This window comes from Acinetobacter sp. AS5 (assembly GCF_048957595.1).
In the GTDB taxonomy this organism is placed as follows: domain Bacteria; phylum Pseudomonadota; class Gammaproteobacteria; order Pseudomonadales; family Moraxellaceae; genus Acinetobacter.
Map to the genome: position 1 here is coordinate 1 of NZ_JARDAL010000008.1, position 13,466 is coordinate 13,466.

9 protein-coding genes and 2 rRNA genes are annotated in these 13,466 nt (G+C 42.9%); 10 read left to right on the forward strand and 1 reads right to left on the reverse strand.

Going from position 1 to position 13,466, the window contains the following annotated elements:
• The first annotated feature begins 84 nt into the window (after positions 1-84).
• The 9 genes from PV763_RS03520 (at position 85) to hisC (ending at position 10,536) form a co-directional block, all read left to right on the forward strand.
• Positions 85-2,979: ribosomal RNA gene (locus PV763_RS03520) — 23S ribosomal RNA — on the forward strand.
• Between the two features lie 176 nt (positions 2,980-3,155).
• Positions 3,156-3,270, forward strand: a 5S ribosomal RNA gene (gene rrf, locus PV763_RS03525).
• Between the two features lie 198 nt (positions 3,271-3,468).
• Positions 3,469-4,920 (forward strand): RNA polymerase factor sigma-54, encoded by a 1,452-nt coding sequence (locus PV763_RS03530; RefSeq protein ID WP_420937352.1) that lies wholly within the window; start codon positions 3,469-3,471, stop codon positions 4,918-4,920.
• Positions 4,921-5,105: 185 nt separating this feature from the next.
• Positions 5,106-5,438, forward strand: a complete 333-nt coding sequence (hpf, locus tag PV763_RS03535) for a ribosome hibernation-promoting factor, HPF/YfiA family (RefSeq protein ID WP_004730744.1) — start codon at positions 5,106-5,108, stop codon at positions 5,436-5,438.
• 133 nt (positions 5,439-5,571) lie between these two features.
• Positions 5,572-5,823 carry a BolA family iron metabolism protein IbaG gene (gene ibaG / locus PV763_RS03540; protein ID WP_004730742.1) on the forward strand — a complete coding sequence of 84 codons (252 nt, stop codon included), beginning with the start codon at positions 5,572-5,574 and terminating at the stop codon, positions 5,821-5,823.
• Between the two features lie 7 nt (positions 5,824-5,830).
• Complete coding sequence (gene murA / locus PV763_RS03545) at positions 5,831-7,087, forward strand: UDP-N-acetylglucosamine 1-carboxyvinyltransferase (RefSeq protein ID WP_005262612.1); 1,257 nt, start codon at positions 5,831-5,833, stop codon at positions 7,085-7,087.
• A complete protein-coding gene (gene hisG, locus PV763_RS03550; RefSeq protein WP_004646025.1) occupies positions 7,087-7,788 on the forward strand; it encodes an ATP phosphoribosyltransferase in 702 nt (233 codons plus the stop codon). Before murA ends, hisG begins: the two co-directional genes overlap by 1 nt.
• Positions 7,789-7,975: 187 nt before the next feature.
• Positions 7,976-9,280: a histidinol dehydrogenase gene (gene hisD, locus PV763_RS03555; RefSeq protein WP_420937353.1), complete on the forward strand. Its 1,305-nt coding sequence runs from the start codon at positions 7,976-7,978 to the stop codon at positions 9,278-9,280.
• Positions 9,281-9,447: 167 nt separating this feature from the next.
• Positions 9,448-10,536, forward strand: coding sequence for a histidinol-phosphate transaminase (hisC, locus tag PV763_RS03560; RefSeq protein ID WP_420937354.1), 1,089 nt, complete (start codon positions 9,448-9,450; stop codon positions 10,534-10,536).
• Positions 10,537-10,645: 109 nt separating this feature from the next.
• Here the strand turns inward: hisC and PV763_RS03565 are convergent, their stop codons facing one another.
• Positions 10,646-11,977 carry an anthranilate synthase component I family protein gene (locus PV763_RS03565; RefSeq protein ID WP_420937355.1) on the reverse strand — a complete coding sequence of 444 codons (1,332 nt, stop codon included), beginning with the start codon at positions 11,975-11,977 and terminating at the stop codon, positions 10,646-10,648.
• Positions 11,978-12,236: 259 nt separating this feature from the next.
• Here PV763_RS03565 and PV763_RS03570 point away from each other — a divergent pair, with 259 nt between their 5' ends.
• Entirely contained in the window at positions 12,237-13,355 is a 1,119-nt protein-coding gene (locus PV763_RS03570; RefSeq protein ID WP_420937356.1) for a DUF6160 family protein, read from the forward strand.
• Positions 13,356-13,466: the final 111 nt, after the last annotated feature.

Here is a 13,466-nt window from a genome sequence, read left to right on the forward strand (position 1 = left end):
GCCAACTGTATGAGCGTGATGAGAGATCATCACAATCTGTTGCTTATCCTACTTGTAAGGATAAACGACTGTTTGGGGTTGTATAGTCAAGTAATTAAGTGCATGTGGTGGATGCCTTGGCAGTCAGAGGCGATGAAAGACGTGATAGCCTGCGAAAAGCTCCGGGGAGGCGGCAAATATCCTGTGATCCGGAGATGTCTGAATGGGGAAACCCACTTACCATAAGGTAGGTATTGCAACATGAATACATAGTGTTGCAAGGCGAACGAGGGGAAGTGAAACATCTCAGTACCCTTAGGAAAAGAAATCAATTGAGATTCCCTCAGTAGCGGCGAGCGAAAGGGGAAGAGCCCATTAAGTCATATAAGTTCTAGTGGAACGCTCTGGGAAGTGCGACCGTAGACGGTGATAGTCCTGTACACGAAAGGGCTTATATGATGATGTCGAGTAGGGCGAGGCACGTGAAACCTTGTCTGAATATGGGGGGACCATCCTCCAAGGCTAAATACTCCTGACTGACCGATAGTGAACCAGTACCGTGAGGGAAAGGCGAAAAGAACCCCTGTGAGGGGAGTGAAATAGATCCTGAAACCGCATGCATACAAGCAGTGGGAGCCGGCTTAGTCCGGTGACTGCGTACCTTTTGTATAATGGGTCAGCGACTTATATTCAGTAGCAAGGTTAACCGCATAGGGGAGCCGTAGGGAAACCGAGTCTTAATAGGGCGTTTAGTTGCTGGGTATAGACCCGAAACCAGGTGATCTATCCATGAGCAGGTTGAAGGTTGGGTAACACTAACTGGAGGACCGAACCCACTGTCGTTGAAAAGCCAGGGGATGACTTGTGGATAGGGGTGAAAGGCTAATCAAACTTGGTGATAGCTGGTTCTCCCCGAAAGCTATTTAGGTAGCGCCTCGGACGAATACCATTGGGGGTAGAGCACTGTTTCGGCTAGGGGGTCATCCCGACTTACCAAACCGATGCAAACTCCGAATACCAATGAGTACTATCCGGGAGACAGACTGCGGGTGCTAACGTCCGTAGTCAAGAGGAAAACAATCCAGACCGCCAGCTAAGGCCCCAAAATTATAGTTAAGTGGGAAACGATGTGGGAAGGCATAGACAGCTAGGAGGTTGGCTTAGAAGCAGCCACCCTTTAAAGAAAGCGTAATAGCTCACTAGTCGAGTCGGCCTGCGCGGAAGATGTAACGGGGCTAAAACTATATGCCGAAGCTGCGGATGCATAATTTATTATGCGTGGTAGGGGAGCGTTCTGTAAGCCGATGAAGGTGGATTGAGAAGTCTGCTGGAGGTATCAGAAGTGCGAATGCTGACGTGAGTAACGACAATGCGAGTGAAAAACTCGCACGCTGAAAGACCAAGGGTTCCAGTCCAACGTTAATCGGGGCTGGGTGAGTCGACCCCTAAGGCGAGGCCGAGAGGCGTAGTCGATGGGAAATTGGTTAATATTCCAATACTTCTGTGTAATGCGATGAGAGGACGGAGAAGGTTAAGTCAGCCTGGCGTTGGTTGTCCAGGTGGAAGGTTGTAGGCATGTATCTTAGGCAAATCCGGGGTACTCTATGCTGAGAACTGATAGCAAGCTGTACTTGTACAGTGAAGTGGCTGATACCATGCTTCCAGGAAAAGTCTCTAAGCTTCAGTTACACAGGAATCGTACCCGAAACCGACACAGGTGGTCAGGTCGAGTAGACCAAAGCGCTTGAGAGAACTCTGCTGAAGGAACTAGGCAAAATGGTACCGTAACTTCGGGAGAAGGTACGCTGTTGTCTGTGATAGGACTTGCTCCTTGAGCGGGCGACAGCCTCAGAAACCAGGCCCCTGCAACTGTTTATTAAAAACATAGCACTCTGCAAACACGAAAGTGGACGTATAGGGTGTGATGCCTGCCCGGTGCTGGAAGGTTAATTGATGGGGTTAGCGTAAGCGAAGCTCTTGATCGAAGCCCCAGTAAACGGCGGCCGTAACTATAACGGTCCTAAGGTAGCGAAATTCCTTGTCGGGTAAGTTCCGACCTGCACGAATGGCATAATGATGGGGGCGCTGTCTCCAGCAGAGACTCAGTGAAATCGAATTCGCCGTGAAGATGCGGTGTACCCGCGGCTAGACGGAAAGACCCCGTGAACCTTTACTGCAGCTTGACATTGAACTTTGATCTTACTTGTGTAGGATAGGTGGGAGGCTTTGAAGTCGCGACGCTAGTTGCGATGGAGCCGTCCTTGAAATACCACCCTGGTAATATTGAGGTTCTAACTCTGTCCCGTTATCCGGGACGAGGACCATGTCTGGTGGGTAGTTTGACTGGGGCGGTCTCCTCCTAAAGAGTAACGGAGGAGTACGAAGGTGCGCTCAGCGTGGTCGGAAATCACGCGTAGAGTATAAAGGCAAAAGCGCGCTTAACTGCGAGACCCACAAGTCGAGCAGGTACGAAAGTAGGTCTTAGTGATCCGGTGGTTCTGTATGGAAGGGCCATCGCTCAACGGATAAAAGGTACTCTGGGGATAACAGGCTGATACCGCCCAAGAGTTCATATCGACGGCGGTGTTTGGCACCTCGATGTCGGCTCATCTCATCCTGGGGCTGAAGCAGGTCCCAAGGGTATGGCTGTTCGCCATTTAAAGAGGTACGCGAGCTGGGTTTAGAACGTCGTGAGACAGTTCGGTCCCTATCTACCGTGGGCGTTGGAAATTTGAGAGGATCTGCTCCTAGTACGAGAGGACCAGAGTGGACGAACCTCTGGTGTACCGGTTGTCACGCCAGTGGCATCGCCGGGTAGCTATGTTCGGAAGGGATAACCGCTGAAAGCATCTAAGCGGGAAGCCTACCTCAAGATAAGATTTCCCCGAGACTTTATGTCTCCTAAAGAGCCGTTGAAGACTACGACGTTGATAGGTTGGATGTGGAAGCATAGTGATATGTGAAGCTGACCAATACTAATTGCTCGTGAGGCTTGACTATACAACACCCAAACAGTTGTTGTATTAAGCTCGATTGATTCGATATTAAACAAAGTGACTTGATTTAGTTACGCTGAACGAACAAACTACTGCAACTCAGATATACCTGTTAATGAATTCTATTTGGTAGAAAGCAAGGCAAAACGTAAGACCTAGCAAGTATCCATAAACAGTTGTGCTGGCGACCATAGCAAGAGTGAACCACCTGATCCCTTCCCGAACTCAGAAGTGAAACCTCTTAGCGCTGATGGTAGTGTGGGGTTACCCATGTGAGAGTAAGTCATCGCCAGCTCATTATTCCAAAACACCCCCTGTCAAATGATAGGGGGTGTTTTTTTGTGCGAAAAATTAAGTATTTAAAAATTATTAGTCGCGAAAGGCTAGGAATTTAAAATTCAATTTGTATGTTTTTTAGTAAATCTGTGTTATAAAAAATAAAACGGCATAAAAATTGCTTATAAAACGGGATTTTCTTTTAAGGGGGGTAACAATGAGATTATCAGTGGGCATAAAAATTGCGAACTCGCTGTCATTAACTCCACAATTACAGCAAGCAATTCGGCTATTACAACTTTCAAGTCTGGAATTGGAACAAGAAGTTCAGTTGCAACTTGATAGTAATCCTCTATTAGAAAAAGTTGAAGAGCAAATTACCCTTGAAAGCTTATCTACCATTGAATCAAATAATGAAAATCACGATCTAACCAATCAACTTAACGCCGATCATCTGCCTGATGACTTACCTGTAGATACCGATTGGGACGATGTCTATACTCATCAACCTACAAGTCTGGGGGCGGCCGAGTTCGAAGAGCGTGAAGATAATCGTCAAGGGCATCAGAGTCTGCAGGAATATATGCTAGAACAAATTAATCTGTTGAATTTTTCACAGGTTGATAAATTAATTGCTTATTGCATCGTCGACTCTTTGGATGACAAAGGTTTTTTAGATGCAGAGTTGAGTGAAATTACTGCATCAGTACAACATTTGCTCTCTTCTATGGGGTCTGAAGAGGAAATTGAAGATGATGAGGTTGCCGTTGTATTAAAGCATATTCAGCGTTTGGATCCCGTAGGTGTGGGTTCTAGAAGCTTGGCCGAATGCCTATTGGTCCAACTTGATAATTTACCTGCATCAACGCCTTGTCGAAATGATGCGATCAAACTTCTGCAACATTATGAATTGTTGATTACTAATGAACTTCCTAAGCTGATTAAACAGACTGGACTTAATCCGGAGCAGTTACGCTGTGCTGTAGATTTGCTAAAAACCTTAAAACCGCACCCTGGTCTGGAATTTGAAAATAAGGAATCAGATTATCAAGTGCCAGATGTTGTGGTGATGAAAAAGAATAACTGCTGGCAAGTCAATTTGAACTCGGATGTACTGCCAAAGTTACGCATCAATTCTTTTTATGCCAAAATGATTCGTCGTGCAGATCAAAGCGATGATAATCAGTACTTGCGTAATCAGATGCTGGAAGCGAAGAACTTCATTAAAAGTATCGATGAACGACATAAAACCTTATTGAAAGTCGCGACTTGTATTGTAGAACATCAAAAAATGTTCTTGGAAATGGGGGCGGAAGGCATGAAACCTCTGGTTTTAAGAGATATTGCCGAAGAAGTTGAATTGCATGAGTCTACAGTTTCGCGTGTAACCACCAATAAATATATGCTGACCCCGCGTGGATTGTTCGAGTTGAAATATTTCTTCTCGAGTCATGTCGGGACTACTTCAGGTGGTGAAGCATCTTCTACTGCTATTCGTGCCAAAATCAAAAAACTGATTTCCGAAGAAAATGCCCGTAAGCCTCTGTCTGATAATGCAATTGCCAATATGTTAAAAGATGAAGGCATTGATGTGGCAAGACGTACGGTGGCGAAATATCGTGAATCGTTACATATTCCTTCATCTTCTGAGCGAAAAGTCTTGATCTAAAATTTGAAATCTGGCTATTCTAGAGATTCATTATGACAGCATAATGAATCTTTTTTTCTTTTGAGGAGCAGTAAAAATGATTTGATTCAGGACTTAAAATACGGATATTTTATTTATAAGTTGCTGTATTTAAATTATTTTGTATTGTGACTCTTCTAATCCTAACGAAGGTGAGGGATAGAACTATGCAAATAACAATTCGTGGACATCATTTATCGATTACGCCAGCTATTGAAGAAAGTATAAAAACCAAGTTTTCACAGATGACGAAGCACCTGGATCAGGTGAATAGTATGCAAGTGAAACTCTCGAAAGATCATCAAATTGATAAACGCTCTAGAAAGGGCAGTAGTAATCATATCGCAGAGGCTATTATCCGATTACCGGGCATTGAATTTTTTGCTCACGCCACCGCAGATGATATGTATACCTCAATTAAAATATTAACCGAAAAATTGAAACGGCAGATTGATCGATACCGGGAAATGCATTTACAGCAGCATCCTTTAGCCCTATAAAGGACAAATGATGAAAAAGAGGTTTTAAAAGCCTCTTTTTTTTATATATATAATGTATGGATCCATGAATTATTTTTGCTATTTATAGTAAAATGGCTCGTTTTACACCCTTAGTCCTATAAGAGGTCTTGTGATGAATAATGAACAGCTCGCTGAAATTTTAGAAGCCGCTTTTCCAGAGGCGGATGTTGCTGTGAGTGGTCAGGGCGGAAAATTTGATCTCCGTATTGTGGATGATCAATTTGAAGGTAAGCGTCCAGTTGCACGCCAACAAGCTGTTTATGCTCCTCTCAATGCCCATATTGCCAGTGGTGCAGTTCACGCAGTAACGATTCGCGCGATGACAAAAGAAGAATGGCGCAAAGCAAGCTTATTTGGAGCTTAATCATTTAATGGATAAATTTTTAATTCAGGGCGGTATCAAGCTCGAAGGTGAAGTGCGCATTTCTGGTGCAAAGAATGCAGCACTTCCATTATTGGCAGCAATGATTCTTGCTGATACCCCGATTACGCTCAGAAATGTTCCTAATTTAAAAGATGTCAATACGCTGGTGAAGCTGATTGCTGGTCTTGGGATCACCATGACTTATGAAGGCGATACGGTGGTTGCTGATACGTCTACACTAGATAACCAGTTCGCACCGTATGAGCTCGTAAAAACTATGCGTGCTTCTATTTTGGTGCTGGGTCCTTTGTTGGCGCGCTATGGTAGTGCAAAAGTGTCTTTGCCAGGCGGATGCGCGATAGGTTCTCGTCCTGTCGATCAGCATTTAAAAGCTTTAGAAGCTTTAGGTGCCGAGATTGAAGTAGAAGCCGGCTATGTACATGCCAAAGTCGATGGTCGCCTGAAAGGTGGCGAAGTTGTCTTTGATATGGTAACTGTAGGTGGAACAGAAAATATTCTGATGGCTGCCGTGTTGGCCGATGGTGTGACCACGATTCGCAATGCAGCACGTGAACCGGAAATTACCGATCTTGCGCAAATGCTGATCAAGATGGGTGCCAAAATTGAAGGTCTGGATACTGATACTTTAATCGTGACCGGTGTCGAAAGCCTGCATGGTTGTGAATATGCGGTTGTTGCTGACCGGATTGAAACCGGTTCATATCTGGCAGCGGCAGCGATCACTGGCGGTCGTATCAAAACCACGCATACGGATCCGTCCCTGATGGAAGCTGTGTTGGACAAGTTTGAAGAAATGGGCGCAGAAGTAACCCGTGGTGACGACTGGATTGAACTGGATATGCTGGGTAAACGTCCGAAAGCTGTCAGTTTCCAGACCTTACCACATCCAGAATTTCCAACTGATATGCAAGCCCAGATTATGGCTGTGAATGCCATTGCTCAAGGCTTTGCGACAATTTCTGAAACGATTTTTGAAAACCGTTTCATGCATGTTCCTGAATTGGCACGTATGGGTGCCAATATTCAGGTAGAAGGTAATGATGCTGTCGTGACAGGTGTAGAAAAACTTTCTGCCGCACCTGTAATGGCAACAGATTTACGTGCTTCGTTCTCTTTGGTGCTGGCAGCACTTGCCGCTGAAGGTGAAACGCTGATTGACCGCATTTATCATATTGACCGCGGTTATGAAGATGTAGAAGCAAAGTTACAAAGTTTAGGTGCCCAAATTAAGCGAGTAAATTAATGAGCGATATGAGAAACGATGATCCAAACTTTGACGTAATGGGCAATTTTGATCATGGTTTAACTTTGGCATTAAGTAAAGGGCGTATCTTAAAAGAGACTTTACCTTTGCTAGAAACAGCAGGGATTAATCTTTTAGAAGATCCTGATAAATCTCGTAAATTGATCTTCCCGACCACGCATAAACAGGTTCGTATCTTAATTTTACGTGCTTCAGATGTACCAACTTATGTTGAAAATGGTGCAGCCGATATTGGCGTGGCCGGTAAAGACGTATTGATGGAACATGGCGCGCAAAACGTCTATGAACCATTGGATCTGAAAATTGCGGTATGTAAATTGATGACCGCTGGTAAGGTGGGGATGCAACGTCCTAAAGGTCGCTTAAAAATTGCGACCAAATACGTGAATTTGACCCGTCAATACTATGCCAGCCTAGGCGAGCAGGTGGATGTGATCAAGCTGTATGGCTCCATGGAACTTGCACCACTGGTCGGTCTGGGCGATTACATTGTCGATGTCGTGGATACAGGTAATACCTTGCGTGCCAATGGTTTAGAGCCACTTGAAGAAATTTGTAAAGTGTCTTCACGTTTAATCGTGAACAAAGCCAGTTTCAAGCGTAAGCAAGCATTGTTAAATCCGATTCTGGCACAGCTTGAAAAAGCCGTGGAAGAACGTGAAAAAGCAAAACAGGCTTAAATTTGTTGCGTAAAAAAACCGTCCTTTCAGGGCGGTTTTTTTATTTGATTGAAAATAAAAAATGTTCTAAATCTTTTCATCAATTTTACCAAAAGTTATTTCCAATAAAACTCATAGAGCTAGAACACTATAGCTGCCGACAAAAGTCTGGAAAACAGGTAAACTAAAGCCTTCGAATTCAAACCTGATGGGTAAATTGATGCGACGTTTATCGACCCAAGATCAAAACTTCAAGCAAGCATTTGCTGACTTGTTGGCTTTTGAAACTGTTAATGATCCTGAACTTTTAAAAACTGTAGATCAAATTATTGCTGATGTTCGTCAGCATGGTGATGCTCAAGTTCTTAAACTCACTCAACAGTTCGATCGACATCCAGCGCATCAATTCTCAGAGCTGGAGCTGACCCAGGAACAATTGAAAGCAGCATTTGATGGTCTAAGCACGGAAGTCCGGGAAGCACTTGAACTTGCAGCGAATCGTATTCGGGAATTCCATCAAGCACAAAAGCAAGATGGCTGGACTTATGTCGATGCTTTAGGAAATACGCTCGGTCAGAAAGTGACTCCATTGGATCGTGTTGGGATTTATGTGCCGGGTGGTTTGGCGTCTTATCCATCTTCTGTGTTGATGAATGCGGTGCCTGCACATGTGGCGGGTGTTCCTGAAATTATTATGGTGGTGCCTGCGCCGAATGGTGATTTAAATCCATTGGTATTGGCGGCTGCATATCTGGCAGGCGTAACGCGCGTCTTTACCATTGGGGGGGCGCAAGCAGTTGCGGCATTGGCTTATGGTACAGAAACTGTCCCACCGGTCGATAAAATTACCGGCCCAGGCAACCGTTTTGTTGCTGCGGCAAAACGTGCGGTGTTTGGTCAGGTCGGTATTGACATGATTGCAGGACCTTCTGAAATTCTGGTCTATGCCGAAGGCCAAAATAATGCTGAATGGCTGGCGATGGATTTACTTTCGCAAGCTGAGCATGACACTGTGGCACAAGCCATTTTCATCACAACAGATGAACAGTTGCTGAATGATGTTGAGCAGGCGATTGAAATGCACTTGGCAACATTACCGAAGGCAGAAATTGCCCGTACCTCGATTGCCAATCGTGGTGCTTTGGTCTTGGTGAAAGACCGTCAAGAAGCATCGGATTTGATTAATCAGGTGGCACCTGAGCATTTGATGTTATGTTTAGATGATGCAGAAGCAATGTCTGACAGCATTCGTCATGCTGGTGCAATCTTTATGGGGCGTTATACACCTGAAGCCATTGGTGATTACTGTGCCGGTCCAAACCACGTCTTGCCAACTTCAGGTACTGCGCGTTTTTCATCACCATTGGGTGTCTATGATTTCCAGAAGCGCTCAAGCCTGATTATGTGCTCACAAGAAGGTGTAAAAACTTTAGCAAAAACTGCGGATATCTTGGCGCAACAGGAAAACCTGGATGCACATGCACGTTCGGCACGCTATCGTTATCAATCATAAATAGCATTACAACCTCTCCCTGACCCTCTCCTAAAAGGAGAGGAGAATTTAAACCACAAAAACCTTGTGTCTTTAGTAATGAAAATTCCTCTCCCTGAATGAGCTTTAAGCATTGCTTTAAAGTGAAATGCAAGAGAGGTTAGGAGAGGGGTTAAAGAGAATACAAAATGAAGATCATAACAGAACAAATGCGTTTTTGGAGTCCTGAAGTACGTGGATTAGAACCGTATACCCCAGGCGAGCAACCAAAAATTCAAAATATTTTAAAACTGAATACCAATGAAAACCCGTATCCGCCTTCGCCTAAAGTCGTGGAAGCAGTGCAAAAAGTACTGGAAAATTCAGCGGATGCGTTGCGTTTATACCCGGACCCGGATGCTTCTGAACTGAAGCATGCGATTGCCAAACAGCAAAATGTACCTGTTGAAACAGTCTTTGTCGGCAATGGCTCAGATGAAGTCTTGGCACATATCTTTAAAGCATTTTTTGTGCAAGAGTTGCCTGTACTTTATCCCGACATTACTTATAGTTTTTATCCAGTTTATAGTCAGTTTTTTGGTGTCAAAACCAAAGTTTTACCACTCAATGATGACTTTGAAATTGTCGTGGATGATTACAAGCAAGCCAATGGTGGTATTATCATCACCAATCCAAATGCACCGACCAGTATTGATCTCGGTCTGGCAGCCATTGAGGAAATTCTACAAGTCAATCCGGATTCAGTGGTGGTGATTGATGAAGCCTATGTCGACTTCGGTGCTGAATCAGCAGTCAAGCTGGTTGAGAAATATGAAAATTTAGTCGTATGTCAAACCACATCGAAGTCACGTTCTCTTGCAGGTCTGCGAGTAGGTTTCGCCATTGCTCAGCCCCACTTAATTGCAGCTCTTGAAGCAGTCAAGAATAGTTTCAACTCCTATCCGATGGATCGTTTTGCGATCGCTGCAGCGGTGGCTTCTTTTGAAGATCAGGAATACTTTGAAGCACAAAATCAGAAAGTTATTGCCAGTCGTGAAACGTTAGTAGCCCAGCTGAATGAGCTTGGTTTTAAGGTATTACCTTCGAGTGCTAACTTTATTTTTGCCACATTACCATCTAAGGATGCAGGCGAACTTGCAAGTGAGTTGCGTGAACGTGGCATTATCGTGCGTTATTTTAACAAGCCACGTATTAACCAGTTCTTGCGAATTACTATTGGTACAGATGAGCAAAATCAGCGTTTAGTCGATACGCTAAAAAATGAGATTTTGGTGTGATTAAATCCCTCCTAGCCTCCCTTTTCAAAGGGAGGAGTTCCCTCCTTTACTAAAGGAGGGTTAGGGTGGATTTGTAGAAAAAAGCGAATCAAATGATTCGCTTTTTTATTTACTCAGGCTGATACCACGTATTTAACAGATCCAGCATTGCTAAAACCTTATCAAAACATTCTTGGTATTCAGCATCACAATCAGAAGAAATGGTAATACCACCACCCGCCCATAAAGAAACATCTTCTTGATATTTTTGGATGGAACGAATCAGAATGTTCCAGGAACCGGTACCATCAAAATTAAAATAACCCATTGATCCACAATAAGCACCACGTGCAGCACCTTCCAATTCAGTAATAATCTGCATGGCACGAATTTTAGGTGCGCCCGTAATTGAGCCACCTGGTAGGGCTGACATTAACACTTCGAAAGGATTCACATCTGCTTTTAAGGTCGCTTCTACTTCGCTCACCATATGATGCACTTGATTAAAACTTTCGATATTAAATAATTTGGGTGTTTTAACTGAGCCTGTTTCCGCATAAACACTTAAATCATTACGTAATAAATCCACAATCATGACATTTTCTGCCTGATCTTTTTCCGATACTTTTAAGGTTTTTTTAGATTGTTCATCCAGCACTGGATCGCTATAGCGTGGCATGGTGCCTTTAATTGGTTTGGTGATAATTTTCCGATTTTTTTCGAAGTCAATAAATAACTCGGGTGAGCAGCTGAGTAATTCAAAATCACCAATACGCAAATAACCCGCATAGGGCGCTTCGGTTAATGTCCAGAATGCTTGGGCAGTCGCTAAGAGGGAGCCTTGGGCACGACCTTTAAACTCTTGGGTTAGATTAATCTGATAGCAGTCACCTGCAACAATATAGTCCTGAATTTTCTGAAAAGCCTGAGTATAGACAGATTTAGTCCAGCGTGAGGTACAAGGATTTTTTAAATGAAATGTCGAGTGAATTTTATCTTGATTAAGTAAGTTCTGAATATAATTGAAGATCTGTTCTGCCTGGGGGTCATCACTATAGAACATCCAGCCATCAGGGGTTGGTTTAATGTAGGAAGAAAATTGACCAATAAATAAACCAGGTTGAGGACGATCTGGATACTGAATATATTGTTGAGCCGCATAATCGTAGCCGATAAAACCAACATAACCTCCATGAAATTCATTATTTTGAGGATTTTTTAATGCATTAAACGCTAAATTAAATTCAGATGGGCTGGGCTGATATTGTTCAATCCCTGTTCTTTTAAAAGACTGAATTCGTGATGTCTGCTCAACAAAATATTCTTGAGCGCAGCAGGCAATAAAAGGCCGACCATTATTATTTAAATACACCAGATGATCTAATGTCTTCAATGCGGATAATAGATCTGTAACCAGACGTGATTCAAACTTTAAGGGACGATGATAGAGAGCTTCGGTCATTCAGTTATGGAGAGTTCAATATGACTCACTATTTTATATCAAGAAGTCAGGAAAATATTTTTAAATCATAAAATACCGTTTATCGGTAAGCGACAGATTGCGACCAACAACAGTTGATCAAAAACTGACTCAAGGCTAATTTAAGTGGGCTAGCAAATTACTCAAGGAAAGATGCTTAAGCTGTCAGAAAATAAAAAATACAGCCTAAACACTGAGTAATTCACAACCAAAAAAAATAGTACTCTTGGGAGAGTAAACAATGAAAAAATTTACAAAATTAGTTTTAGCGACTTCAGTTGCATTTAGTGCCAATGCGATGGCGATGCAAGCAATGGATGATGCATCTCTAAGCGAAACAACGGGTCAAGACGGTATTAGTATTGGTATCGGTATTTCAAAAATTGAAATTGAAAAACTATTTATTCATGACAATGATGGTTTATCTTCTAGTTCTACAATGAAGTCAACTGGTTTATTATCAGATGCAAGTGGTGTTGTATATAAAACTGGTACATTGGCAACGAATCAAGGTGGGACTGTAGTAGATATCAATACACGAACCGCTTCATATGACCCTGTTGCAAAAGATGTCAGCTTAGGTGGTACAGGTGGGGCTGCTGCAATCGTAATCTATGGTAATGATGAAGCAGGTCATAAGAATGAAAACCATGGTGTTGTTGTTGGTGCAAACTATGATGACAATGGGGCTTACTTACTAGCTTCGCGCAACCTTATGGATTTAAAAATTGATTCTGATGCAAATGGTGGTGATCCGTTCATTAACATTGCAGCTGAAGTTTCAGGCCTAGACATCAGTATTGGTAAAATTGGTGTTGTAGAAAGTGGTGCTGAACCAGCTGCTAATGCAAATACTATTCGTCGTGGTGGTCAAGGCAAGGTTAATGACATTTTGTCTGGTTTATCTCTTAAAACAGGTCCTATGTCTGCAAACATTCAATTGGGTGCAGCACCTCAAGGCGCGATGATCAAGTTGAATGCGACAATGATTGGTGGTTTGACAATCAACGATTTGGGTATTCTTGATAATTCAACAGATGGTGCAACAATTGCTGCCGGTATAACAACGGATGGTCCCGGTGAAATCTTTATCGAGAGTATCAAGCTTACAGATGCTAATTCTAAAAATTTAACTTTAAATCAAAATATTAGTGTATTTGGTGAGTCAACTGCAAATAAAGGTTTTATTCGTATTGTCAGTACAAGTGGTGCGCATGATAACTATGTGAAAGGTATTCATTTAGGTAGCCGTGACGCAGCATCAATTGGTGATATGGAAGTTCAAGGAATGCAGACTTATTACAGTCCAGCGCAAGGTACATACCATCCAGGCGCAGTTATTACTATTTCAGGTCACTAATCTTTATTTAAAAAAAAGCGCGTGTTTACACGCGCTTTTTTATGACTAAATCATTTATCCAAAAAATAAAAAAAATACTGTATTTTTTTGAAAAAGCAGGTATCTTTCTAG